The organism is Lacisediminihabitans sp. (assembly GCF_036569425.1).
In the GTDB taxonomy this organism is placed as follows: domain Bacteria; phylum Actinomycetota; class Actinomycetes; order Actinomycetales; family Microbacteriaceae; genus Lacisediminihabitans.
The window spans coordinates 16,488-41,494 of the sequence record NZ_DATCQQ010000003.1; the positions used below are offsets into that span (position 1 = coordinate 16,488).

Annotated in this window: 20 protein-coding genes; 4 read left to right on the forward strand and 16 right to left on the reverse strand. The window is 68.6% G+C overall.

The annotated features are described in order from the left end of the window. Positions 1 to 23 precede the first annotated feature (23 nt). The gene (locus VIM54_RS00175) at positions 24 to 1,052 is read right to left on the reverse strand and encodes a LacI family DNA-binding transcriptional regulator (protein ID WP_331898119.1); all 1,029 of its coding nucleotides are present in this window, start codon (positions 1,050 to 1,052) and stop codon (positions 24 to 26) included. Positions 1,053 to 1,610: 558 nt separating this feature from the next. On the opposite strand from VIM54_RS00175, the gene VIM54_RS00180 reads away from it, so the two are divergent. Further along, on the forward strand, positions 1,611 to 2,675 hold the full coding sequence (locus VIM54_RS00180; protein ID WP_331898120.1) for a low specificity L-threonine aldolase: 1,065 nt from the start codon (positions 1,611 to 1,613) through the stop codon (positions 2,673 to 2,675). 101 nt (positions 2,676 to 2,776) lie between these two features. Here the strand turns inward: VIM54_RS00180 and VIM54_RS00185 are convergent, their stop codons facing one another. The 8 genes from VIM54_RS00185 to dnaK all read right to left on the reverse strand — a co-directional run bounded on the left by VIM54_RS00185 (position 2,777) and on the right by dnaK (position 12,012). Next, positions 2,777 to 3,826: a zinc-dependent alcohol dehydrogenase family protein gene (locus VIM54_RS00185; RefSeq protein ID WP_331898121.1), complete on the reverse strand. Its 1,050-nt coding sequence runs from the start codon at positions 3,824 to 3,826 to the stop codon at positions 2,777 to 2,779. A gap of 75 nt (positions 3,827 to 3,901) precedes the next feature. Continuing rightward, complete coding sequence (locus VIM54_RS00190; RefSeq protein WP_331898123.1) at positions 3,902 to 6,052, reverse strand: ATP-dependent Clp protease ATP-binding subunit; 2,151 nt, start codon at positions 6,050 to 6,052, stop codon at positions 3,902 to 3,904. A 5-nt stretch (positions 6,053 to 6,057) separates the two neighbouring features. Next, entirely contained in the window at positions 6,058 to 7,260 is a 1,203-nt protein-coding gene (locus VIM54_RS00195) for a class I SAM-dependent methyltransferase (RefSeq protein WP_331898125.1), read from the reverse strand. Then, positions 7,253 to 7,891: a hypothetical protein gene (locus VIM54_RS00200; RefSeq protein ID WP_331898127.1), complete on the reverse strand. Its 639-nt coding sequence runs from the start codon at positions 7,889 to 7,891 to the stop codon at positions 7,253 to 7,255. The genes VIM54_RS00195 and VIM54_RS00200 overlap by 8 nt, the downstream gene beginning before the upstream one ends. Positions 7,892 to 8,000: 109 nt before the next feature. Further along, positions 8,001 to 8,417, reverse strand: a complete 417-nt coding sequence (locus tag VIM54_RS00205) for a heat shock protein transcriptional repressor HspR (protein WP_331898129.1) — start codon at positions 8,415 to 8,417, stop codon at positions 8,001 to 8,003. 2 nt (positions 8,418 to 8,419) lie between these two features. Next, positions 8,420 to 9,418, reverse strand: coding sequence for a DnaJ C-terminal domain-containing protein (locus VIM54_RS00210; protein WP_331898130.1), 999 nt, complete (start codon positions 9,416 to 9,418; stop codon positions 8,420 to 8,422). A gap of 99 nt (positions 9,419 to 9,517) precedes the next feature. Next, positions 9,518 to 10,141: a nucleotide exchange factor GrpE gene (locus tag VIM54_RS00215; protein WP_331898132.1), complete on the reverse strand. Its 624-nt coding sequence runs from the start codon at positions 10,139 to 10,141 to the stop codon at positions 9,518 to 9,520. Between the two features lie 2 nt (positions 10,142 to 10,143). Continuing rightward, positions 10,144 to 12,012, reverse strand: coding sequence for a molecular chaperone DnaK (dnaK, locus tag VIM54_RS00220; RefSeq protein WP_331898133.1), 1,869 nt, complete (start codon positions 12,010 to 12,012; stop codon positions 10,144 to 10,146). 385 nt (positions 12,013 to 12,397) lie between these two features. On the opposite strand from dnaK, the gene VIM54_RS00225 reads away from it, so the two are divergent. The 3 genes from VIM54_RS00225 to VIM54_RS00235 are packed head-to-tail and all read left to right on the forward strand — an operon-like array spanning position 12,398 to position 15,148. Next, on the forward strand, positions 12,398 to 13,837 hold the full coding sequence (locus VIM54_RS00225) for an MFS transporter (RefSeq protein ID WP_331898134.1): 1,440 nt from the start codon (positions 12,398 to 12,400) through the stop codon (positions 13,835 to 13,837). 45 nt (positions 13,838 to 13,882) lie between these two features. Next, the gene (locus VIM54_RS00230; RefSeq protein WP_331898136.1) at positions 13,883 to 14,674 is read left to right on the forward strand and encodes an isocitrate lyase/phosphoenolpyruvate mutase family protein; all 792 of its coding nucleotides are present in this window, start codon (positions 13,883 to 13,885) and stop codon (positions 14,672 to 14,674) included. A 33-nt stretch (positions 14,675 to 14,707) separates the two neighbouring features. Beyond that, positions 14,708 to 15,148 carry a MarR family transcriptional regulator gene (locus VIM54_RS00235; RefSeq protein ID WP_331898137.1) on the forward strand — a complete coding sequence of 147 codons (441 nt, stop codon included), beginning with the start codon at positions 14,708 to 14,710 and terminating at the stop codon, positions 15,146 to 15,148. Between the two features lie 38 nt (positions 15,149 to 15,186). Here VIM54_RS00235 and VIM54_RS00240 read toward each other — a convergent pair whose 3' ends face one another. The 7 genes from VIM54_RS00240 to VIM54_RS00270 form a co-directional block, all read right to left on the reverse strand. Then, complete coding sequence (locus tag VIM54_RS00240; protein ID WP_331898138.1) at positions 15,187 to 16,377, reverse strand: glycoside hydrolase family 1 protein; 1,191 nt, start codon at positions 16,375 to 16,377, stop codon at positions 15,187 to 15,189. 42 nt (positions 16,378 to 16,419) lie between these two features. Then, positions 16,420 to 18,099: an ABC transporter ATP-binding protein gene (locus VIM54_RS00245; protein ID WP_331898140.1), complete on the reverse strand. Its 1,680-nt coding sequence runs from the start codon at positions 18,097 to 18,099 to the stop codon at positions 16,420 to 16,422. Further along, the gene (locus tag VIM54_RS00250) at positions 18,096 to 19,007 is read right to left on the reverse strand and encodes an ABC transporter permease (protein WP_331898142.1); all 912 of its coding nucleotides are present in this window, start codon (positions 19,005 to 19,007) and stop codon (positions 18,096 to 18,098) included. The genes VIM54_RS00245 and VIM54_RS00250 overlap by 4 nt, the downstream gene beginning before the upstream one ends. Next, positions 19,004 to 19,984, reverse strand: a complete 981-nt coding sequence (locus VIM54_RS00255) for an ABC transporter permease (RefSeq protein ID WP_331898144.1) — start codon at positions 19,982 to 19,984, stop codon at positions 19,004 to 19,006. The genes VIM54_RS00250 and VIM54_RS00255 overlap by 4 nt, the downstream gene beginning before the upstream one ends. Before the next feature lie 215 nt (positions 19,985 to 20,199). Continuing rightward, positions 20,200 to 21,828 (reverse strand): ABC transporter substrate-binding protein, encoded by a 1,629-nt coding sequence (locus VIM54_RS00260; RefSeq protein WP_331898146.1) that lies wholly within the window; start codon positions 21,826 to 21,828, stop codon positions 20,200 to 20,202. Positions 21,829 to 22,049: 221 nt separating this feature from the next. After that, positions 22,050 to 23,696 carry a glucoamylase family protein gene (locus VIM54_RS00265; protein WP_331898147.1) on the reverse strand — a complete coding sequence of 549 codons (1,647 nt, stop codon included), beginning with the start codon at positions 23,694 to 23,696 and terminating at the stop codon, positions 22,050 to 22,052. A gap of 199 nt (positions 23,697 to 23,895) precedes the next feature. Beyond that, entirely contained in the window at positions 23,896 to 25,002 is a 1,107-nt protein-coding gene (locus tag VIM54_RS00270; protein WP_331898149.1) for a LacI family DNA-binding transcriptional regulator, read from the reverse strand. Positions 25,003 to 25,007: the final 5 nt, after the last annotated feature.

The following is a 25,007-nucleotide window of genomic DNA, read 5'->3' on the forward strand; positions in this document are numbered from 1 at the left end:
TGGAAGGGATGGTCTGGGCGGTGCTATCGAATGGTCCTGGGTGGTGCTGTCGACATCCGCACCAGCAGCTGGGCCGCCGGGAGTTCGATGTCGTGAACGTCGTCGTCGCCGATTACCGACTTGAGCAGCAGCTCGGCGGCGGCACGGCCCCACTCGAGCACGGGGGTGGTCACCGTAGTGAGCGACGGGTAGAGGTACGCGCCGATGTCGCTGCCGTCGAATCCGGTGATGGAGAGGTCGTCCGGCACCCGGAGACCACGCCGCTGGGCGACCCCGAGACCGGCGATCGCCATGAGGTCGTTCGCGAAGACGATGGCGGTCGGCGGCTCGTCGAGGTCGAGCAGCGCCGCGGTCGTCTCGGCGCCGCCCGCCGCGCTGAAGTCGGTCTCGACCACGAGCTCGCTCGCGAGGCCGAGGCCGCGAAGGGCGTCGACAAAGGATCGGCTGCGACGGTCGCCGTGCAACATCGACGACGGGCCGGCAACATGCGCGATGCGCCGGTGCCCGAGTTCGGCGAGGTGCTCGACGGCGGAGCGGATGCCGGGCCCGTCGTCCACGGCCACCGCGGGAAAACTGGATTCCACATCCGGGTGCCCGAGGGTGACCGCCTTGAGACGCAGCTCCTCGAGCAGGGCGATTCTGGGGTCGTCGCGACGAAGGTCGGTGAGGATCACGCCGTCGACCCGGTCGTGGGCGGCGAGCTGGCGGTAGCTCGCGACCTCCGCCTCCTCGTTCGACACCATGCTCACGACGAGCGCCTGGCCGGCGGGGGCGAGCGCGCCCTCGATGCCGGCGATGAAGGCCGGGAAGAACGGGTCGCTCGAGATGATCTCGGGGTCCCTGGCGATCACGAGGCCGAGAGCGAACGACCGGTCGGTGCTGAGGGATCGGGCGCGAACGCTCGGCCGCCAGCCGAGCGCGTTGGCTACGGAGAGGATGCGGTCGCGGGTTTCGGCGGCGACGCCGGGGCGATCGTTGAGGGCGAAGGACACGAGTCCCTTGCTCACTCCGGCCTCGCGGGCCACGTCCGCGATCGTCGGTCGTGTCGTCATGGGGCCTCCGCGCTGAGTTTCCGGCAAACCTTAACCGGTTTAGGGTGACTCTATACCGGTTTAGTTTGCAAGGCAAGCCGTTTTCGGTACGCGTCGACACCTCGCCGCCGCCGCACCCTCCCGGCGCCCCGCCGTCCGCGCCCTCCCGGCGCCCCGCCGTCACCCCGTCACCCCGTCACCCCGCAGACTCCCGTTGTGCAGGACACCCCACGCACCACACCCCATCACCCCATCACCCCGCAGACTCCCGTTGTGCAGGACACCCCGGCGACTGGGCGTCCTGCACAACCGGCAACGAGGCGTCCTGCAGACCGTGTCCTGCACAACCAGAGTCTGCAGAGCATGGCGACGCTAGACAGCGGTCCTGCACAACGCGAACCCGCCGTCCCGCACAAAGCGAACCCGCCGTCCTGCACAACCAGAGTCTGCAGAGGATGGCGACGCTAGACAGCGGTCCTGCACAACGGGAACCCGCTGTCCTGCACAACGGGAACCAGCCGAGGCAGACTGCGCACCCGGGCGGCTCAGTAGACCCGCCGAACGCGAGAGACTGGTGTCGTGAAACTCCATGACGAGAACTACCGCGGCTTCGCTTCAGACAACTACGCCGGCGCGCACCCCGAGGTCATCGCCGCGATCGCGGAGGCCAATGGCGGCCACCAGATCGCCTACGGCGAAGACGTCTACACCGCTCGGCTGCAGGACGTGATGAAGCTGCACTTCGGCGACCAGGCCGAGACCTTCCCGGTGTTCAATGGCACCGGAGCGAACGTCACGGCGCTCACCAGCATCCTGCCTCGCTGGGGCGCGGTCGTCGCCACGAGCACCGCCCACATCCACACCGACGAGGGCGGGGCGCCCGAACGGATCAGCGGCCTCAAGCTGCTCACGATCCCGACGCCGGACGGCAAGCTCACCCCCGACCTCATCGACCGCGAGGCCTGGGGCTGGGGCGACGAGCACCGCCCGCAGCCGCTCGCCGTGAGCATCACGCAGACGACCGAGCTCGGCACGCTGTACGGCGTGGACGAGGTGCGCGCCATCGCCGACCACGCCCACTCGCTCGGCATGAAGCTGCACATGGACGGCGCCCGCGTCTCCAACGCCGCGGCCGCCCTCGGCGCGCCGCTGCGCGAATTCACCACGGATGCCGGGGTCGACATCCTGAGCTTCGGCGGCACCAAGAACGGCGTGCTCTACGGCGAGGCAATCGTCGCGCTCAATCCGGAAGCGTCAGACGGCCTGATCTACCTGCGCAAGCTCAACATGCAGCTCGCGTCGAAGATGCGCTTCGTCTCCGCGCAGCTCATCGCACTGCTCGCCGACAACCTGTGGCTCGATTCGGCGCGCCACGCCAACGCGATGGCGGCCCACCTTCGGCGCTCGCTCGAGAGCGAGATCGCCGCCGGCGCCATCGGCGGGCTCTCCTTCAGCCAGGAGACCCAGGCCAACGCCGTGTTCGCGGTGCTGCCCAACGACGCGGCCGACCGCATCCGCGAACGATTCCGCTTCTACGATTGGGACCGCGCGGGCGGCGAGGTGCGCTGGATGACCGCCTTCGACACGACGGAGGCCGACGTTGACGCGTTCGTCGCGGCCATCACCGAGGAGCTCTCGGCGTAAGGTCGCGGGAGGCTAGGGCTGAGGTCGGGGCTGGGGCTGGGGCTGCCCAATGCTGAGGCCGCAGGAAAACTAAGGCAGCAGGAGGCTAAGGCCGCCCGAGGCTACGGCCGCAGCAGCACCTTGATCGCGCGGCGCTCGTCCATGGCCGCGTAGGCCTCGGCGACCTCGGCGAGCGGGAGCTCGAGGTCGAAGACCCGGCCGGGGTCGATCGCGCCGGAGAGCACCTCGGGCAGCAGTTCCTGCACATAGTTGCGCACCGGGGCCACGCCGCCGTTCACCCCGATGTTGGAGTTGAAGAGGGGACCGATCGGCAGCGCCGACCCGCCGCTCGGGGCGCCGACGTAGCCGACCGTGCCGCCCGGACGGGTGGAGCGGATGGCCTGGTCCATCGACTCGCTCGTGCCGACGCACTCGAGCACGCAGTCCGCTCCGACGCCGTCGAACATGGCCTTGATGCGGGCGACGCCCTCGTCCCCGCGCTCCTCCACGATATCCGTGGCTCCGAACTCACGGGCGAGCGCCTGGCGCTGCGGGTGCCGGGACATCGACACGATTCGCGCGGCGCCGAGGCGCTTCGCGGCGATCACCGCGCACAGGCCGACCGCGCCGTCGCCCACCACCACGACGGTGCTGCCGACGGTGACACCGGCCGAGACGGCGGCGTGGTGCCCGGTGCCCATCACGTCGGCGAGGCTCAACAGACCGGGGATGAGGGAGGCATCCGGCTGGCCCGGCGTCGCGACGAGGGATCCGTCGGCGTGCGGCACGCGCACGAACTCGCCCTGTCCGCCGTCCGCGAAACCGCCGAGGCGGTCGTCGGCACCCCACCAGCCGCCGTTGAGGCAGGAGGTGCTCACCCCGTTGAGGCAGTTCACGCAGGTCATGTCGCAGTCGTAGAACGGCGCGATCACGAAGTCACCCGGCCTGACCGTGACGACGTCCGGCCCGACCTCCTCCACGATTCCCACGAACTCGTGCCCGATGCGGTGCGGATGATTCGTGGGCGTCACGCCGCGGTATGGCCACAGGTCCGAGCCGCACACGCAGGAGGCGATCACGCGCACGATCGCGTCGCCGCCGGTCGACAGCCGCGGCTGCGCGACCTCCTCGAGTCGGACATCCCGTTCGCCGTGAATCACTGTTGCGCGCATGATTCGAGTTTATTCGAACCGGCCAGACCCCCGGCCTCCAGCCGAGAGCCGAGAGCCGAGAGCCGAGAGCCTGGCCTACTCCGCCTTGCGGATGCTCAGGGTGTCGTGGTCGGAGTCGAGGTCGACGAGCACCGTGTTGCCGTCGCGGATCTCCCCGCTGAGTAGCGCCGTCGCGAGCTTGTCGTCGATCTCGTGCTGCATGAGCCGGCGAAGGGGCCGGGCACCGTAGATCGGGTCGTAGCCGCGCTCGGCGAGCCAGGCCCGGGCATCCGGGGTCACCGCGAGTTCGAGGCGACGGTCCTGCAGCCGCCTCGACAGCCGGTCGATGTAGAGCTCAACGATCTGGGCGAGGTCGTCCATGGTGAGCGCCGAGAAGATCACGATGTCGTCGAGCCGGTTGAGGAACTCCGGCTTGAACGCCTGGCGCACCATCGCGTTGACCGCGTCCTCCTTCGCCTCGAGGCTCAGCGTCTGGTCGACGAGGTACTGGCTGCCGAGGTTGGAGGTGAGGATGAGGATCACGTTGCGGAAGTCAACGGTGCGGCCCTGGCCATCCGTGAGGCGCCCGTCGTCGAGCACCTGCAGCAGCACGTCGAAGACGTCGCTGTGCGCCTTCTCCACCTCGTCGAGCAGCACGACCGAGTACGGGCGACGCCGCACGGCCTCGGTGAGCTGGCCGCCCTGCTCGTAGCCGATGTAGCCGGGAGGAGCACCGAGCAGCCGCGCGACCGAGTGGCGTTCGCCGTACTCGCTCATGTCGATGCGGATCATCGACTTCTCGTTGTCGAAGAGGAACTCGGCGAGCGCCTTCGCGAGTTCCGTCTTGCCGACGCCGGTGGGGCCGAGGAAGAGGAACGACCCGGTCGGGCGGTCGGCATCGGCGATGCCTGCCCGCGAACGCCGCACGGCCTCGGCGACGGAACGCACGGCACGCTTCTGCCCGACGAGCCTCTTGCCGAGCTCGCCCTCCAGGCCGAGCAGCTTCTCCGTCTCGCCCTGCATGAGCCGGCCGACCGGGATGCCCGTCCACATGGCGATCACGGCCGCGATGTCCTCCGCCGTCACCTGGTCGTTGACCATCAGCGGAGTGCCGGCCCCGGACTTCTCCGCCTCCGCGAGCTCCCGCTCGATCACCGGGATCTCCCCGTAGAGCAGCCGGGAGGCCTTCTCGAGGTTGCCTTCGCGCTGGGCCCGCTCGGCCTGCATGCGGGCCGCATCGAGCTTCTCCTTGAGCTCGCCGATGCGGTTGAGCACCGCGCGCTCCTTCTCCCAGCGGTCCTGCAGCTCCTTGAGCGCCATGCCCTTCTCCACCAGGTCGGAGCGGAGCTTCTCGAGCCTCTGCTTGCTCGCCTCGTCCTTCTCCTTCTTGAGCGCGAGCTCCTCGAGCTTGAGCCGGTCGACTCTTCGGCGCAGCTCGTCGATCTCCACCGGGGCCGAGTCGATCTCCATGCGCAGTCGGGACGCCGCCTCGTCGATGAGGTCGATCGCCTTGTCAGGCAGCTGACGGCCGGAAATGTAGCGGTTACTCAGCGCGGCGGCGGCCACGAGGGCGGTGTCGGCGATCGCCACCTTGTGGTGGGCCTCGTAGCGTTCCTTGAGCCCGCGCAGGATCGCGATGGTGTCTTCGACGCTCGGCTCGCCCACGAACACCTGCTGGAAGCGGCGCTCGAGCGCGGCATCCTTCTCGATGTATTCGCGGTACTCGTCGAGAGTGGTCGCCCCGATCAGGCGCAGTTCGCCGCGGGCGAGCATGGGCTTGAGCATGTTGGATGCCGCGACCGAGCCCTCCCCGCCGCCCGCGCCCATGAGGGTGTGGAGCTCGTCGACGAAGGTGATGATCTCGCCGTCGGCGTCGTTGATCTCCTTGAGCACGGCCTTGAGGCGTTCCTCGAATTCGCCGCGGTACTTGGCACCGGCGACGAGGGCGGCGAGGTCGAGCGAGACGAGCCGCTTGCCCTTGAGCGATTCGGCGACGTCGCCGGCCACGATCCGTTGCGCTAGACCCTCGACGACGGCGGTCTTGCCGACGCCGGGCTCGCCGATGAGCACTGGATTGTTCTTGGTGCGACGGGTGAGCACCTGGCTCACCCGGCGGATCTCGGCGTCGCGACCGATCACCGGGTCGAGCTTGCCGGTGCGGGCGATCGCCGTGAGGTCGACACCGTACTTTTCGAGCGCGGATTGCTGCTCCTCGTCGGAGCCGGGGGCGCCCTGCATGTTGGCCATGGGTACTACCTTTCCAAACTTGAGGCTACCGGACTCAAGTTCACTTCACCAGCGGTCGGGGGGACACGCCTGCGCGAGGACGTGACCGTGAACTTGTTGTTGCGCACCACCTCGCGGGTAGAGCCGATCACCGATTGCAGTGTCGGCCGATAGGCGAGATGCGAGTTGTAGACGGTCCAGAGCTCCCCGCCGGGTCGCAGCACTCGGGCGGCATCCCGGAACAGGCGGTCGGCGAGACCGGTGTGCACCGTCGCCCCCACGTGGAACGGGGGGTTCAGCACTATCAGGTCGGCGCTCGAATCAGGCTGGGACTTCAGCCCGTCGTCGCGCACCACCGAGACCCGGTCGCCGAGGCCGTTCGCCTCCATGGTGGCGAGGGAGGATGCCACTGCCGCGGCCGACTGGTCGGTGGCGATCACCGAGATGCCCGGGCGTGATCGCGCGAGCGAGGCCGCGAGGATGCCCGTGCCGCAGCCGAGGTCGATGGCGACTGTGCCCGGGACACGAGCCGCGTCGGGGAGCGCGCCGTCGAGCACCGAGAGCAGCAGCCGGGTGCCGAGGTCGAGTTTCGCGCCGGCGAACACCGCGCCGTGGGCGCACACCCACAGTCCGAGCTCCTGGTTGTACTCGCGCACGGGGAACTCCGACTCCGCCGCGAGAGGCTCGCGGGCGATCAGCACCCGGGACTTCTGACGCGCGAGGGAGACATCCAGCCGGCCGAAGTGCTTCGTGAGCACGGAGTTCATGGTCAGGGAGAGGTGCTTGATGCGTCCGCCGGCGAAGACGACGACGGACGGGTCTGCCCAGCGGGCGACCTCGCCCGCGATCTCGGCGAGCTCGGCGAGCGAACGCGGCACCTGCAGCAGCACGACGGTCGCACCGGAGAGCAGCGCTTCGCCGAGCGGCAGGCTCGTCAGCTCGGTCGTGACCCCGCGCGCGTTCGCGGCCAGCGCCGCCTCCCCCACGAGGCCGTCCTGGAAGACGCGCACGCCCGTCGCGCCGAGGTTCGCCGCGGCGCCGATCGCGAGCGCCCCGTAGTGGTCGTTGATCACGACGACGGTGCCGGGCGCCGCGGCGGAGACCGCCTCGGCTGCCTCATCGAGGATGAGCCGGTCGCTCGCATCCACGGCGAACAGGTTGGGCGCCTCCACGTCTGGCCAGCGACGCAAAGAATCGAGATCACACTGGCGAGCGTCGTTGTCAGGCATTGGCCGCGATCGGGGTAGCGGCGACGGGAACCGCCGGGCGCATGGCGTACGCCATCCACCACCAGCTGAGCCAGCCGATCGCGGCACTGGAGGCGAGGCTGACGACGGCGGAAACAACCACGACGGCGACTACCCCCTCGCCCCAGGACGGCGAACCCCACGACACGCCGACCACGGCGAGCCGGGTGACGAAGCCGAGGATGCCCGAAACGAACCACGAGGCGACGATGGCGATTCCCGCGCCGGCCCAGGTGACCGCCCACGGTCGGCGCACCTGGTGGGCGGCGAGCACGCGCGCGCTCAGCACGATGGCGGCGATCATCAGCACGACGCCGACCACCACGATCAGCACCAGCGGAACGATCCACGGAGCGAGGTTGAGCCCGGAGACGAACTCGTCGAACCCGGTATTCCGCGAGGAGGCGGACGCGCTGACCCAGCGCACGATCAGCGAGACGAACGCCACGATCAGCGCGAGGGCGATGGGAAGCGCGACCATCGCATACCCGAGGCCGAGCAGCACGAACCCCAGCGCCCCGGCGATCACGGTCCCGCGTTTCGCTTCGGCGGTGAGCGGAGGGCGAACGGCACGCGGCGCGTAGACGGCCTGATGCGGAGACGATTCGGACATGATGCGGATTCCTTCGTTCGACGAGTCGTGCGAATGGCACAGTGGCGAATCAGTCAGTGGCGAATCTGCCAGGGGCGAATCAGCCACGGGCGAATCTGCCAGGGGCGAATCAGTCATGGCCGAGGGGCCGCCACACCACCACCTGGGTGTTGCGACGCGCACGGGTTCCCGCCCGGATCGACACGACGTCCCCCGACTCGCCGGCGGCGAACACGCGCTGCCCCGGTCGGGAGATCATCTCGTCCGCGAGGGCGTGCTCGAGCTCGCGAACGCGACGGCCGAGGGCGGCGACCTGGTTTTCGAGTTGGAGCACGCGCCGGATGCCTTCGAGGCTCACTCCCTCGGCGCCGAGTCTCGCGATCTCCCGCAGCTGGTCGATGTCGCGCATCGAATACCGCCGGGACTGCCCGGACGTGCGCTGCGGAATCACCAATTCGAGCCGATCGTACTGGCGCAGCGTCTGCGGATGCATCCCCGCGAGCTCCGCGGCGATCGCGATCGCGAACACCGGGTCCGTCGACTCCACGGTCAGCCCCTCCTCGCCTTGTCGATCAGCTCGGCACGGGGGTTCTCGGCCGGCTGCAGGGCGGCGAACTTCTCGAGCGCCTCGCGTGCCTCGGTGGTGAGGTGGGCCGGAACGGCCACCTGCACCGTGGCGAGCAGGTCGCCGACGCCCTTCGTGGAGGTGACACCGCGGCCCTTCACGCGCAGCACACGGCCGCTCGGGGTGCCGGGCGCCACCCGCAGCTTCACGGGTTCGGCGGCGAGAGTAGGAACCTCGATCGTCGCGCCGAGCGTCGCCTCGGTGAAGGTGACCGGCACATCCACCCGCAGGTTGAGACCGTCGCGTTCGAACACCGGATGACGCCGCACGGTGATCGTGAGCACGAGGTCGCCCGGGGCGCCCCCGTCGTGGCTCGGTTCGCCCTTGCCCTTGAGGCGGATCTTCTGGCCGTCGCTCACGCCGGCCGGAATCTTGACGCTGATCGGCTTGCCCTCGGCGGGCTGCAGCCTCACCGTGTCGCCGTTGATCGCCGTGACGAAGTCGAGGGTGGTGCTCGCGGCGAGGTCCCGGCCCCTGGTCGGGCCGGCCGTCCCGCGGAAGCCGCCGCTCGACTGGCCGAAGCTTCCGCCGCCGAACAGGCCGCCGAAGATGTCGTCGAAGCCGCCGGCACCGGCGCCACTCGGCGTGTATGTGCCTCGCTGTGCGCCCTGTCCGAACATGCCGCCGAACACGTCCTCGAATCCGCCGGCCTGGCCGGAGCCGCCGGACGTGAAGCGCGGCCGACCCGGGCCCATCGCGCGCATCTGGTCGTACTCTTTGCGCTGCTCCGGGTCACCGAGCACGGAGTGCGCCTCGCTGATCTCCTTGAACTTCGCCTCGGCCGGCGCGTCACCCGGGTTTGAATCGGGGTGGTACTTGCGGGCGAGCTTGCGGTACGTCTTCTTGAGATCGGCCGCCGAGACGTCCTTGGACACGCCGAGCACGGCGTAAAAGTCCTTATCGAACCAGTCCTGGCTGGCCATGGGCGCCTCCCTGCTGAAACTTCCTGTGATCGATTGTCACAGAGACTGACCTTCCCGCACGCTCACGGGGCGGCGGGCATGCCCACCGCCCCGTTCACGCTATTCCGCCGGAACAGAGACGGCGACCTTCGCCGGACGCAGCAGCCGCTCGCCGAGTTTGTAGCCGGGGGCGATCACGTCGGCGACGGTGTTGACCGTCACGTCGGGGGTCGGCAGTTGCACGAGCGCCTCGTGCAGGTGCGGATCGAAGACGTCGCCCTTCGCCCCCACCAGGGAGAGCCCGAACTTGTCGAGACCGGCGCGCAGCTTCTGGGCGATGACGGCCATCGGCCCATCCTCCAGGTCGCCGTGCGCCTCGGCGAGCGCGAGGTCGTCGAGCACCGGGAGCAGGCTCTTCACGACCTCGGCGATCACCACCTCGCGGCTTGCCGCCCGTTCGCGGTCCACGCGCTTGCGATAGTTCGCAAACTCGGCCTGGACGCGCTTGAGGTCGGCGAGGTGCTCGAGCGCCACGTCCACGTTCTTGCTCGCCGCCGGTGCCTCGGCCGTCTGGCCGGTGAGGAAGGCGAGATCCTCGTCGGTGAACGACGTCTCGATGTCCGGCCCCTCGGCCTCGATAATCTCCTCACCCGGCGTTTCGGGCGTGGTTGGCTCGTCCTTGCCGTCCTTGCCGTCCTTGCCGCCCTCGCCCTCCGGGGGATTCGGATTCTTTTTGTTGGCCATGACTACTTCTTGCCTTCCTCAGGCTCGTCGTCCACAACCTCGGCATCGACGATGTCCTCGTCATCGGCCGGGGCCTCCTTGGGGGCCTCGTCCGACGCGGCCGGCTCGGAGGCCGCCGCCTGCTCCTGGGAGTAGATGGCCTGTCCGATCTTCTGCTGGCTCTCGCTTAGCGTGTCGAACGCGGTCTTCACGGCCGTCTCGTCGTCGCCGGCGAGGGCGCTCTTGAGCGCGTCGACATCCGCCTGCACCTCGGTCTTGACGTCGTCCGGCAGCTTGTCGGCGTTGTCCTTGATGAGCTTCTCGGTGGAGTACGCGAGCTGCTCGGCGGTGTTGCGGGTCTCGGCCGCCTCGCGGCGGGCCTTGTCCTCCGCGGCGTGCTCCTCGGCCTCGCGGACCATGCGCTCGATGTCGTCCTTGGAGAGGGATGAGCCTCCCGTGATCGTCATCGACTGCTCCTTGCCGGTGCCCTTGTCCTTCGCGGACACGTGCACGATGCCGTTGGCGTCGATGTCGAAGGTGACCTCGACCTGCGGAACGCCGCGGGGGGCCGGCGCGATGCCGGTGAGCTCGAAGGTGCCGAGGTTCTTGTTGTCGCGGGTGAACTCGCGCTCGCCCTGGAACACCTGGATCGCCACGGACGGCTGGTTGTCGTCGGCCGTCGTGAAGGTCTCGCTGCGCTTGGTCGGGATGGCCGTGTTGCGCTCGATGAGCTTGGTCATGATGCCACCCTTGGTCTCGATTCCGAGGCTCAGGGGGGTCACGTCGATGAGCAGGACGTCCTTGCGCTCGCCCTTCAGCACGCCGGCCTGGAGGGCGGCGCCCACGGCGACCACCTCATCCGGGTTGACGCCCTTGTTCGGGTCCTTGCCGCCGGTGAGCTGCTTGACCAGCTCGACCACGGCGGGCATGCGGGTCGAGCCGCCGACCAGCACCACGTGTGCGACGTCGGCGACCTTGATGCCGGCCTCCTTGATCACATCCTGGAACGGCTTCCTGGTGCGCTCGAGCAGGTCGGAGGTGAGTTCCTCGAACTTGGCGCGGGTGAGGGTCTCGTCGAGGTTGGCCGGGCCGTTCTCGGTGAGCGAAAGGTACGGGAGCTGGATGCTCGTGCTCATCGAGCTCGACAGCTCCTTCTTCGCCTGCTCGGCGGCCTCCTTGAGGCGCTGCTTGGCGATCTTGTCCTTCGACACGTCGACGCCGGTGGAGTCCTTGAAGCGCTTGATCAGGTGGTCGACCACGCGCTGGTCCCAGTCGTCACCGCCGAGGCGGTTGTCGCCGGCGGTCGAGCGCACCTGGATGGTGGAGAAGTCGTCGTCCTTGCCCACCTCGAGCAGGGACACGTCGAACGTTCCGCCTCCGAGGTCGAAGACGAGGATGAGCTCGTCTTCCTTGCCCTTGTCGAGGCCGTAGGCGAGCGCGGCCGCGGTCGGCTCGTTGATGATGCGCAGCACGTTGAGTCCGGCGATCTCACCGGCCTCCTTGGTGGCCTGGCGCTCGGCGTCGTTGAAGTAGGCGGGAACGGTGATCACCGCATCCGTCACCGTGTCGCCGAGGTACTGCTCGGCGTCGCGCTTGAGCTTGCCGAGGATGCGGGCCGAGATCTCCTGGGGCGTGTACTTCTTGCCGTCGATGTCGACGGTCCAGTCCGTGCCCATGTGGCGCTTGACCGACGAGATCGTGCGGTCGACGTTGGTGACGTTCTGGCGCTTCGCGGTCTCACCGACGAGCACCTCGCCATCCTTGGTGAAGGCCACGACGGAGGGGGTCGTGCGAAAGCCCTCGGCGTTCGTGATGACGGTGGGTTCTCCACCTTCGAGAACGGAGACCACCGAGTTGGTGGTTCCCAGGTCAATGCCTACTGCTCGAGCCATGTGCTCTTTCTCCTTGGTGCTGTGCGTCAGTTCGCGCGGGGTTTCGCGGGTTCGTACGTCGAAGTTCGCGGCGAGACTTGAGTCTCACGTGCTCAAGTTTGGAACCTGCGGATTTCATTGTCAAGTTCCCGGGCAAAAACTTGAGTCAATCCCGCTCAACTCTCAGTTTCGGGCAGGGACGGAGCGGGCCGGGCGCGGCGGTTCCTGGTCTCATCCGCCCACCCCGATCGGGAGCGAATCTCACCGCCCCGAAAACGCAGGAGATTCGCGCCCGGAGCGCCACATCCGGCGCGAATCAGCCCGATTGACCTCGGATGTCCTGCGTTTTGAGGAGGGTGGCGGCCAGTTCGCGCGTTGTTCGCGTGCCGCCACTACCCTGTGAACCATGACGGACACGACACCCGGCGCGCCAGCAGCCAACATCGCCGCGACCCCGGTCGCCGGTCTCGACCTACAGTCCGGCAAGAAGATCCCGCGCGGCTGGGTCGTGGCCTGGGCGTTCTGGGACTGGGGTGGCGCGGCCTTCAACGCCGTCATCACCACCTTCGTCTTCACGGTATACCTCACGAGCAGCTACTTCGTGGGCCCAGCCATCACCGCGGCGAGAGACGCCGAGGTCGACCTGACGGGCCCGGCGCACGCGGCCTTCACCACCGCGCAGGCCTCCCTCACCTCCGGGCTCGGCTTCGGGCTCGCGGCCGCGGGCGTCATCGTGGCCCTCCTCGCGCCGGTGCTCGGCCAGCGCACGGATGCCTCCGGCCGTCGCAAGCTCTGGCTCGCCATCAACACGGGGGTCGTGGTCATCGCGACCGCGCTGCTCTTCTTCGTGCAGGGAAAGCCGGCCTACTTCATCCTCGGGGTGGTGCTCATCTCTGTGGGCACCGTCTTCTACGAGATCGCCACCGTCAACTACAACGCCATGCTCATCCAGGTCTCGACGCCGCGCACCGTCGGCAAGGTGAGCGGGCTCGGCTGGGGCGCCGGCTACCTCGGCGGGATCGTGCTGCTGCTGTTCGTGCTGCTCGGGCTGGTCGGGCTGACCGAGAGCTCGGGGGGCTTCCTCGGCGTCTCGCACGACAACGGCCTCAACATCCGCATCATCGCGGTCATCTCCGCGGCGTGGACGCTCGTGTTCTCGCTGCCGATCCTGTTCACCGTGCCCGAGATCGAGGCGAGCAACCGACGGGTGAGGGTGGGGTTCTTCCAGTCCTACGTCGTGCTGGTGCGGGACGTCGCCACGCTGTGGAAGGAGAGCCGCAACACCGTGCTCTTCCTCATCTCGAGCGCGCTGTTCCGCGACGGGCTGGTCGGGGTGTTCACCTTCGGCGGAATCCTCGCCCAGGGCACCTTCGGGTTCTCCAGCGGCCAGGTGATCATCTTCGCGATCGCCGCCAACGTCGTGGCCGGCGTGAGCACCTTCATCTCGGGGCTGTTCGACGACCGATTCGGCGCGAAGCCGGTGATCGTCGTCTCCCTGGTCGGCCTGATCCTGGCCGGGATCGGCGTCTTCCTCGCCCACGACCTGGGCGCCGGCGCGTTCTGGATCGGCGGCCTCATCCTCTGCCTCTTCGTCGGGCCGGCCCAGTCGGCCAGCCGCACCTTCCTCGCCCGAATCACCCCGGCGGGCCGCGAGGGCGAGGTCTTCGGCCTCTACGCCACGACCGGCCGCGCGGTGAGCTTCCTCGCTCCCCTCCTGTTCTCCACCTTCGTCGCGGTCGCGGGCGCGCAGTACTGGGGCATGCTGGGCATCGTGATCGTGCTGCTCCTCGGCCTGCTGCTGCTCATCCCGGTGAAGTCGCGACGGGAGTTCACTCCCGCGAAGTAGGCCACCCGCGCGTAGCGGCACTGAGGGGTGTGACAGGCTGAAGCAATGACCTCCACCGCCGACAAGGCCGCCCTGCTCGCCTCGCTGCACATCCCGGGCGAACCGCTCATCGTCACGAACGTGTGGGATGCGGTCACGGCGCGCATCGTCGCGCAGGCCCGCGGCGTGAAGGCGCTCGCCACCGCGAGCCACGCCGTGAGCTTCGTGCACGGGGTGCCAGACAACGAGGGCCTCACCGTAGAGCAGGCGCTCGAGACCGCGCGCCTCATCGCCGGCGCCGTGGACATTCCGGTGTCCGTCGACTTCGAGAAGGGCTACGCCCCGGATGCCGCGGGCGTGCGAGCCAACGTGGCTCGCCTGATCGAGGCTGGCGCGGCCGGCCTCAACATCGAGGACTCGCTCGAGTCGGCCAGCGGACCACTCCGCGAGCCGGCGGATGCCGCATCCCGGGTCGCCGCCGCCCGTCGCGCCGCGGAAGACGCGGGCGTGCCGCTCGCGATAAACGCTCGCGTCGACTCCCTCGTGAGCAAGCCGGCCGACTGGGCTGGGGCCATGGACCGCGCCAACCGCTACCTCGACGCGGGAGCCACGAGCGTCTTCGTGCTGCGCCTGCCGACCGAGGGACTGGTCGAGCGCGCCGTGCGCGACGTCAACGGGCCCGTCGCCGTGATCGCCAACCCCACCTCGGTGCCGCTCAAACGGCTCGCGGAGCTCGGCATCGCCCGGGTGAGCTTCGGCCCGGGCACGCTCGGCCTCACCCTCGCCCACCTGCAGAAGGCGGCGGCCGTCCTCACGGCCCTCGGCGACTACCCCGAGGAGCTCGGCTTCGAGTACTAGGGGCATTCCCGGCGCCTCGCGTAGCCTTGGCGCATGACTGATCAACGTCCGATCGGATTCTGGCTCAAGCTCGTCGACCGCCTGATCGACGAGCGGTTCGCGCTCACCCTCGAGGAGCACGGCGTCACCCGGCGCCAGTGGCAGTTGCTGAATGTGCTCGCGCGGGGAAATGCCACCGTCGATGCGCTGAATGCCGCGGTGGAGCCCTTCCTTGCCGTCGACGACGGTGAGTCGGCCGACGACCACCTGGCCGAACTCGTGGAGAGCGGCTGGGTGGCGGTCACGCCATCGGGCTACGAGCTGACCGAGCACGGCCGCACCGCGCTCACCGGCCTCTCGGTCGTCGTGCAGTCCAATCGCGAGCTCGCCGGCAAGGGCGTGACCGAGGAGGAGTACGACCGCACCCTCGCGACCCTCGAGCGGATCGCGCGCAACCTCGGCTGGGCCACCGAACAGCAGGCGCAGGCCGAGTAGGCTCCTGCCGTTAATGCGGCGCGGGAGTCTGCGAGCGCCTACAGACCGTTCGCCCGCGCCACCGCCCCGTACCACTCCGCGCTCGGCTTCGGCGTGCGCGCGAAGGTCTCGCGGTCCCAGCCGATGAGGCCGAAGGTCGGCGCAAACCCCGACGCCCACTCGTAGTTGTCGAGGGCGCTCCAGTGCTGGTAGCCGAGCACCTCGATGCCGTCGGCGATCGCGGAGTGGATGCCCTCGAGGGCGCCCCGCGTGTATGCAATACGCCGGGAGTCGTCGGCGGTGGCGATGCCGTTCTCGGTGACCATCACCGGCACGCGGTCGCTCAGCTCCCAGGCGGCGCGGATGCCGAACTCGGCGGCCGGCGGAAAGAACTCCCAGCCGGTGAGGGTCGTCTCCACGTGCGGCGAGACCGGCACCGGACCCTTCGGACCGACGAAGGTGCGCGTGTAGGCCTGCACGCCCACGAAGTCGTCGCCCGCGATGTTCTCGAGGTACCAGTCGTCGCGCGGATGGCCGTAGGCGACGAGCGCCTCGGAGGCGCCGGGCTCGATAGACCCGTCGGGCAGGGTCGTCGGCGCGAAGGCCTGGGTCGCCACGGTCCAGCCGGTCTTGAGGCCCGAAACCGAGGAGAGCACCTCCCGCGAGCGCTGGTGGGAGTCGAGCAGGGCATCCGCTACCTGCAGGTCGGGGTTCGGCAGTCCGAACGCCACGAGGCTGGCCGCATCCTCACCGCCGGCGAGCATCGCCGCGATGTTCGGCTCGTTGATGGTGCAGACGTAGTCGACCCCGCTCGAGACGATCGGCAGGGCGAGCTCGGTGTAGCGGGCGAAGAGGTCCGCGGCATCCGGAGCCCGCCAGAATCCGTCGCGCTCGAACCAGCGCGGCACGGTGAAGTGCATGAGGGTGACGACGGGGTTGAGGCCGAACTCGAGGCAGGTGTCGACCATGCGCCGGTAGTGGTCGATGGATGCCCGGGAGACGAAGCCGCGCTCCGGCTCGATGCGCGCCCACTCCACGCTGAACCGGTACGAGTTGAGGCCCAGGTCGGCGAGGATGCGCATGTCATCGCGGTAGCGGTGGTAGCTGTCCGCGGCGTCACCGCTCGGCTCCACGATGCTCGTGCCCGGCGTGTGCTCGTGCACCCACCAGTTGCTGTTGATGTTGTTGCCCTCGATCTGGTGGGCGGCGGTTGCCGCGCCCCAGAGAAAGCCGGCGGGGAATTCGAGCATGGTGGTCTCCTGGTAGAAGGCGGTGGGCGAGGGTGCTGGTTTTCAGGCCACGTCGGCCCGGCCGGGGTTGGGCACGGCATCCAGAAGGCGGATCGTGTACTCGTCCTGGGGGTTGCGTAGTACAGACGAGGTCTCGCCGGACTCCACCACCGAGCCCCTGTTGAGCACCATGATCTGGTCGGTGACGAGGCGCGCGCTGAGCAGGTCGTGGGTGATGTAGAGCATGCTCACTCCGAACGTCTGCCGCAGGTTCTCGAGCAGCGCGAGCACTCCGGCCCGCAGCGACACGTCGAGCATGGAGACCGGCTCGTCGGCGATGATCACCTGCGGGTCGCTCGCGAGTGCCCGGGCGATCACCACCCGCTGGCGCTGGCCGCCGGAGAGCTGGTGCGGGAGCTTGGCGGCGAACTGCTCCACCGGGGTGAGGCCCACGGTGTCGAGAAGGTCGAGCACGCGCCTTCTGGCATCGATGCCTCGCAGGTTCGAGTAGTTGAGCACCGGCCGGGTGAGGATGTACTCCACAGAGTGCAGCGGATTGAGCGCCGTGTACGGGTCCTGAAACACCATCTGCACCTCGCGATGCAGCCGCTTGAGGTCGCGGCGGCGGATCGCGTCGACCCTCAGGTCGCCGAAGACGATGCTGCCGGCGGTGGGGCGCTCCACCCCGGTGATGAGCTTGGCGATCGTGCTCTTGCCGCTGCCGCTCGCGCCCACGAGCGCCATCGACTGGCCCGGCTCGAGGCTGAACGACACGTCGTTCACCGCGGTCACCGGCTGTTCGCCGCGGCGGGGGCGCGGATACACCTTGGAGACGCCGTCCACCACGAGGGTCTCGAGCGCGGCCCGGCCCTCGCGTGCCGAGCGGGCCGGGCGGCTCGAACTCGCCGGCGAACCGGCCTCCGGCGCGCGCGACTCGATGCCGGGCACCGACACGACATCCGCCCGCGGGTCGCCGTAGTGGCTCAGCAGCATGCGGGTGTATTCGTGCTGCGGGCGCAGCAGGATGTCGCGGCTCGACGCATCCTCCACGATCGCGCCTTCGTGCATCACCATCACCCGCTGGGTGGTCTCGAGCACGATGCCGAGGTCGTGGCTGATCAGCACGGCGGTGAAGTTCTCCGCCTTCTGCAGCTGCCGGATGGTGGCCATCACGGCCTGCTGCACGAGCACGTCGAGGGCGGTGGTCGGCTCGTCGAACACCATCAGCCGCGGCTCGAGCGACAGGGCGAGGGCGATCGTGGCCCGCTGCCGCATGCCGCCGGAGAGCTCGCCGGGGTAGCGGTCGAGCACCGACGCCGGCAGTTCCACCTTGCCCACGAGCTCCCTCGCGCGGGCCAGCCGGTCGTGCACGGTCACGTGCCCGTGGGCGCGGAAGATGTCGTAGAAGTGGTCGCGCACCCTGCGCACCGGGTTGAGCGAGTTCATGCCGGACTGAGGCACCATCGCGAATCCGCCGCGCCGCTGCGACCGAAGGTTCTCGGCGCTGAGCGCCGCGATGTCCGTGCCGTCGAAGAGGATGCTGCCTCCGGTTATGCGCGCCGGCGCCTTCGCGAGGCGGGTGATCGCGAGCCCGAGGGTGGACTTGCCGGATCCCGACTCCCCCACCAGGCCCACGAATTCGCCCTGGGCCAGCTCGAAGGAGATCCCCTTCACCGCGGGCACCGCCACGGCGCCAGGCGACTCGTAGCCGACGGACAGGTCTCGAACGGTGAGCAGGCTCATCGTGTGGCTCCTTCTCGCAGACGCGGATTGCTCAGGCCATCGACCCCGAAGTTGATGAGAGCGAGGGACGCGGCCAGCAGGGCGATGCACAGCCCAGGCGCGAAGAGCAGCACCCACTGGCCGGTGAGCATCGCGTTGCTGTTCTGCGCCCAGAAGAGCATGGTTCCCCAGCTCACGGTGTTCACGTCGCCGAGGCCGAGGAACTCGAGCCCCGCCTCGCCGAGGATCGCGCCGACCGCGGCGGCGAGGAAGCTGCCCGCGATGAGCGAGGTCATGTTCGGCAGGATCTCCCGGAAGACGACCCGCGCTGAGCTCTCGCCGCTGAACACGGCGGCTGTCACGAAGTCCCGGGAGCGGAGGGTCTGGGTCTGGGAGCGCAAGACCCGCGCGCCGGTGGCCCAGCCGGTGATCACCACCACGAGCACGATCATGCCGATGCCTCCGTTGTGCAGGTAGGCGGCGATCACGATCATCAACGGCAGGGCCGGGATCACGAGGAAGAGATTGACGATGAAGTTGACCACGTCGCCGACGAGCGTACGGGCGTAGCCCCAGCTGAGCCCGACGAGCACGGCGACGAGGGTCGCCAGTGTGCCGGCGGCGATGCCGACGAACAGCGAGATCCTCGTGCCGTATAGCAGCTGGGAGAGCACGTCCTCACCGGCACCGGTCGTGCCGAGCAGGTGGGCCGGGCTGCCGCTGTCGCCGCGGGCGAAGCTGTTGTCCGTGGCCGAGTATGGCGCAAGCAGCGGCGCGAAGATCGCCACGAGCACGAGGAGGCCCAGGATCACGAGCCCGATCCGCGCCTTGCCGCTGCTCCAGAGGGCGGCGAATGCGCGCCCGAGCATCAGGAGCGGGGCCGCCCCTCGGCGGGCGGCGAAGGTCTTTCTGATCGTCGTGCCGGTCATCGTCTCGTCCTCGGGTCGAGCGCCCCGTAGAGAATGTCCACGATGAAGTTGGCGAGCAGCACACTCACCGTGATCATGAGGAACAGGGCCTGCATGAGCGGGTAGTCCTGGTTGGTCACGGCGTTGTATAGCAGGTAGCCGAGTCCCGGATAGCTGAACACGCGCTCCACCAGCAGCGAGCCGCCGACCACGGCGCCGAGGGCGAGGCCGAAGGCGGTGAGGTTGGGCAGCAGGGCGTTGCGGGCGGCGTAGCGCAGCGCCACGGTCTTCGGCTTGAGCCCGTTGGCCTCGGCGAAGGTCACGTAGTCCTCACCGAGGGTGTTGATCATGTTGTTGCGCATGCCGAGCACCCACCCGCCGAGCGAGGTGATGAGGATCGTCAGGGTGGGAAGGACGGAGTGGTAAATCGCGTCGCCGAAGAACTCGATCGAGAAGTTGGGCGTCACGGTGGCACCGTAGGCACCGGACCGCGGGAACAGTCCGGCCACGTAGCCGAGGAAGAAGAGCAGGAGCAGGGCGGTCCAGAAGTATGGAAATCCCGAGACGAAGGCGCCGCCGCCGGTGGGCAGGGTGTCGAGCCAGGTTCCCCGCTTCCATGCGGCGAGCACGCCGAGCAGGGTGCCGCAGACGAAGGACACGATCGTCACCACCCCGACGAGCACGATGGTCCACGGCAGCGCGGCGGAGATGAGGCTCGACACCGACTGCGGAAAGAAGGTGAACGAGACCCCGAAGTCGAAGTGCGCGAGGTTGCCGAGGTATGAAACGTACTGCTCCCCGATGTTGCCGGTCGGCACCCCGAGCTGGGACTTGATGGCGGCCTGCACCGAGGCGCTCACCGGCCCGCTCTGGGCGAGTTTTGCGATCGCGGCATCGGCCGGCGAGCCCGGCATCAGTCGCGGAAGCAGAAAGTTGAGGGTGATCGCCGCCCACAGCGTGAGAAGCAGCAGACCGACCTTCTTCACGACGAAGCTCACGAAACACCACCTCCATTCTTTGCTTGCGGCAGTTGGGGCTTGCGACAGTTGGGGCTTGCGACAGTTGGGGCTTGCGACAGGTTGCGCCTGCGGGAGTTAAGGGCCTGCGGCAGGTTGTGCCTGCGGCATTGGGGCTTGCGACCCGTATGGCTTGCGGTGGCCGGTCCCGGCCGCACGCTCGTGGCGCGCGACCGGGGCCGTCCTGGTCGGTGCGGTTAGGCGCCGGCCTTCGTGAGATGGGTGAGAATGAGCAGCGGGTTGGAGTCCCACGTCATCGGCGAGGCGTACGGGTTCTTCTCGCTCGGCCAGCCGGTGAACTGCTTGTCACTGAAGAGTCCCCACAGACCGCCGTAGAACAGGGCGATGGCCGGCACCTGGTCGTAGACAACCGACTGCAGCTGGTCGCCGAGCTTCTTCTGCTCGGCCGGGTCGCTCGTGGCCTTGAGGGTCGCCAGGATCTGGTCGACCTTCGGGTCGTTGAACCGCTCGAAGTTCGAGGTGGTCGGCGTGCCGACCGGCACGGCGAACTGGCTGTTCAGCAGGTTATTGAAGTCGTCGTAGATCGACCCAGTGCCGCCGAACGAGCCCATCGCCAGATCGTAGTTGCCACCCTGCAGCGCCTGGTTGTATGCGGCAGGCTGCGGCTGGTTGATCTTCACGTCGATGCCGATGGCCTTCAACTGGCCCTGGACCGTCTTGACTCCCTGCAGCCAGTCGGTATACCCGTTGGCCGTGGTGATCGAGAAGGAGAGCTGCTTGCCCGACGCGTCGACGAGCGTGTCGCCCTTCTTCGTGAAGCCGGCCTTGGCGAAGTAGTCGAGCGCCTTCTGCACGTTCTGCGTGATCGCCCCGCCGTCCGGCAGCGCGGTGTTGAGCGCCGTCTTCTGGTTCGGCAGGAGCAGGCCGCTCTGGCCCGCGGCATCCACGTAGCCCTGTTCGGCGTTGTCCGCGATCTTGCTGCGGTCGAGCGCCCAGGACAGACCCTGCCTGAAGTTGACGTCGCTGAACGGCGCCTTTGTCAGGTTGGGGTAGAGGCTCACGTTGCCGCCCGGGGGGAACCAGTAGCTGTTGTGCTGCTTGTTCGCTCCGACCCAGGTCTTGTCGACCTCGGTCATGAAGGAGTACGCCCAGTCGTAGCCGTTGTTGACGACGTCGAGCTGGGTGTTCGTTGCGGGGAGCACGAGCTTGTCCGCGGCCACCTTGTCGGCCTGCCAGTAGTTCTTGTTCTTGGCGAGTGTGTACTGGTTGGGGCTGAACGAGCCGAGCACATAGGGTCCGGTCACGACCGGCTTGCCGTTGGTCTCCTTGACCGGGTCCTTCACCGACTTCCACACGTGCTCGGGCACGATGAGCGTCTGCTCGATCACGCGGGCGGCCGGAACGTCGTCGGTCTTGAGGGTGAACGTGACCTTCTGGCCGTCCACCGCCACGGAGTCGACTCGCTGCCACACGCCCTTGAGGTCGAGCTCCTTGTGATTCTTGAGCAACTGGAAGGTGAACGCGACGTCGCTCGCGCTGAACGGCTTGCCGTCGCTCCACTTGACGCCGGTGCGGATGTCGAAGACGACCGTCTTGGCGTCGGGCGCGGTGTGGCCGGTGGCCAGGAACGGCGTCTCCTTGCCGTCGAGCGTGTTCACGACCTCGAGCGGCTCGTACATGTATGTGGTGCCGATGCGCTTATTCGGCGCGTACGGGTTGAAGTTCTTCTCGAACGTGGGCGAGCCGTTGTCGGCGCCGACGAGCATGGAGCCGTCGGCGGCCGGGGTGCTTCCGCCCTTGACACTCATGCTGCATGCGCTCGTCGCGAGCACGGCGGCCACGGAGAGCACGGCGAACACTGTCATTGATTTGCGTCTACCTGGATGCATTGCCGGGTACTTCCTTCACGTCGTCATTGACCTTCGCGGCGAAGTTGCCACGCGTTCTGTGCAAATGGATACGGGTCGTGCACCCTTGGTTGAGTGTATGCGCATACATTTGGTTTGGCAAGTCCTTTCGTGGGATCGGGACGGATGTGCCAGGGCGCCGCCGCGTGGTTCAGTGCCGCGGCGGCGCCCGGTGCGGATCAGCGCAGCGACATCGTCTCCGCGCCGAGGTAGGTGCGGGCCGCCCACGACGCCGGGTCCCTGGCGAAGTGGCCGCGGAGTGCGTTGTTCGCCAGGGCGTTGTCGAGCGAAATCATGATCATCGACTGGTCGAGCACGAGTCGGCGGTGGCCGACCGCCCCCGTGGTGGGGTTCACCGCGTCGAAGAAGCCGCCGTCCGCGCTGTAGCTGCCCGGGTAGAGCGTGCGGAGCTTCTCGATGTTGGCGTATGCCTCCTGCGGAATGACTCCGAGGGCGAGGAACGAGGCGTGCGGAGTCACCGTGGTCTCTGTCGTCTCGTTGGCACACCCGACGCCACACTGGGAGAGGGCGTTGCCGGTTCCGAACTTCTGCCCGACCGCACCGAAGATGCCGTACCCGCCGGTGTCGTCTGCGGTGCTCGAGGGCGACATCCCCCACACGGGCAGCTTCAGCTGCTCGGTCGCGTACTTCATCTGCACCTGGGCGAGGCGCTTGTCGGCCAGCCCGAGCCCGCGAGCGCCCCACTCGGTCTCTGGCACGATCTGGTTGGCCATCAGGCCCTCGAACATGCCGCCGCCCCAGGTGGGGATGTGCGTGAGCGTGCTGCCTGGGTAGGTGTAGTGGCCCTCCCAGACGCGGAACGGCTTGCCGGACTGCGGATCGCGGATGGTCTTCCAGTAGCCGACAGGAGCCTGGCCCTGCCAGGAGAAGTCCGGGTCGGTGTCGCACTGCTTCGGCGGCAGGGTGCGCCAGGTGCGCCACCAGACGTCGCCGGGCATCTGGTGCAGGCCCATGCCCACGTACATCGCGATGCGCGGATCGCTGTAGAGCGCCCCGTTGTGGTAGCCGGCCGGTCCCTGGCCGGAGTAGTAGCCGCCGAACATCTGCCCGGTCGGCTGGTTGCCCTCGATCGCCGGGTTGGTGTTGCAGGCGGTCTGCGCGCGGTTGTCGTAGAAGATCGAGAAGTCCATCGGCTTGATCAGCGCGTTGGCTGCGCCCGTGAGCTCCGGGAAGGCCGACCGCACGACGAGCAGGCCGGCCGCATACCAGCCGTTGTCGACTGCGGAGAGGAACGAGCAGTTGTCCTGCGCCGGCGTTGTCCTCGTGTCGCAGAAGACGTCGCCGGGGTTCAGGATGGCCTTGCCCGTGCCGGTGTCGTACCACTGGTGCAGGAAGCCGTGGTCGCGCTGCATCGTGCCGACCGTCTTCATGGTGGCGGCGATCAGCGACGTGGCCGTCGACCGGCCGATGAGCCCGAGGTCGTTGGCGGCCACGACCGACTCGAGGTAGACACCGATGTTGGCGGCGGACGTGTACGTGCCGCGAACGCCGTCCGGTCCGAGGTTGTCGAGCGGAAGGTGGGTCACCGGGTCGACGGCCTTCTCGAAGAACTTCCAGGTGTCCCCCGCCATCCCGAGCAGCGTTGCCCTCTGTGCTGCGCTCAGGGTGGTTGCCGACGGGGCGTCGGACGCCCGCGCACTGGTGACCTGCGGGGCCACCATGGCGGCGGCGATCACGGCCCCCACGGCGATGGTCGCCGTGAGGCGGGCCGGGCGGGCCACGCGAGCCAGGCGGGCGGGCCTCGGATTGTCGGCCGGCGCGGCCGGACCGTTCACTCGGGTGATGCGTCGCAACTGATGCTTCATTGCCCAGTACTTCCTTCGTGTCGTCGTCGACAGTCGCGGTCGGGTGTTCCGGGGGGAACGCCGCGCGGCGTACTCGGCGAGTGTATGCGCATACACTCCGGTTTGGCAATGGCGGGGTCTCGAACCGGGCGCCTGCGCGAGGTCCCATCGGTCCTCGGCACGGCTCACGCTGGCGAGCCGCGTTTTGCTCCCCGCCCGGCTACCTTCGGGCCGCGCCCGACCCCTCGGAGCTCTCCCGCAGCAACAGCTTCACCGGCAGCCGCAGCGCGATCGGCGGCTGGGCGAGATCCTCCAGCCTGCTACGCATCACCCACATCGCCGCTCGCCCGAGATCCACCATCGGCTGCTGCACGGTGGTCAGTCGCGGGGTCGAGAGCCGGCCCTCCTCGATGCCGTCGAAGCCCGTGACGATCGTCTCCTCCGGCACTCGAACGCCCCGCGCCGTGAGCACCTCGATGATGCCGAGCGCGGTCTGGTCGTTCGAGCACATGAGGGCGCGCGGCGGTCGCCCGGCCGCCAGGATCTCGTTCGCGATCACCCGGCCGCGCTCCCGCGAGAAGTCGCCGTGGAAGACGGCGAGCGAACCCGGGTCGACGCCGCTCTCGATGAGCGCCCGGCGGAACCCGCCGTATCGCTCCCGGTCGTCCGGGGTGTCCCGGGGGCCGGAGACGAAGACCGCGTCGCGCACCCCGAGGTCGTCGATCACGTGCCTGGCCAGGGCGTGCATGCCCTCGGCGTTCGCCACCGTCACGTGGTCGAAGTCGTCGCCGCGCCGTTCGCCGGCGATCAAGACGATCGGGATGCGACGGGAGACGTGCTCGAGCACGTCGTCTGGCACGCTGTGCGCGAGCAGGGCGAGCCCATCCACCCGGCCCGCGATGTCGCTCACCATCTCGATCGGGTTGGATCCGCGACCGACGCCCACCATCAGGGTGAAGCCGTCCCGCCAGGCCTGCAGTTCGCTGCCGCGCAGCACCTCGTCGAAGTAGAGGTTGGGGCGGCGCACGTCGCCCGAGTCCGGGATGTCGACCACCACTTCCACCCGCGGCGAGTATGCGAAGTCGGTGTCGTCCACGTCGTCCACCGCGTCGAAGTCGGGAAAGTAGAGGCCCAGCACCCCCGTGCGCCTGGCCGCGAGCCCCCTGGCGCTCGCGCTCGGAACGTAGCCGAGGACCCGCACCGAGGCGAGCACGTGCTCCCTGGTGGATGCGCGTACATCGTCGGGACGACGAAAGACCCGCGACACCGTCGCAATCGACACCCCGGCGTGTGCCGCGACGTCGTAGACGGTGGCGGTCTTCTGCATGGGTC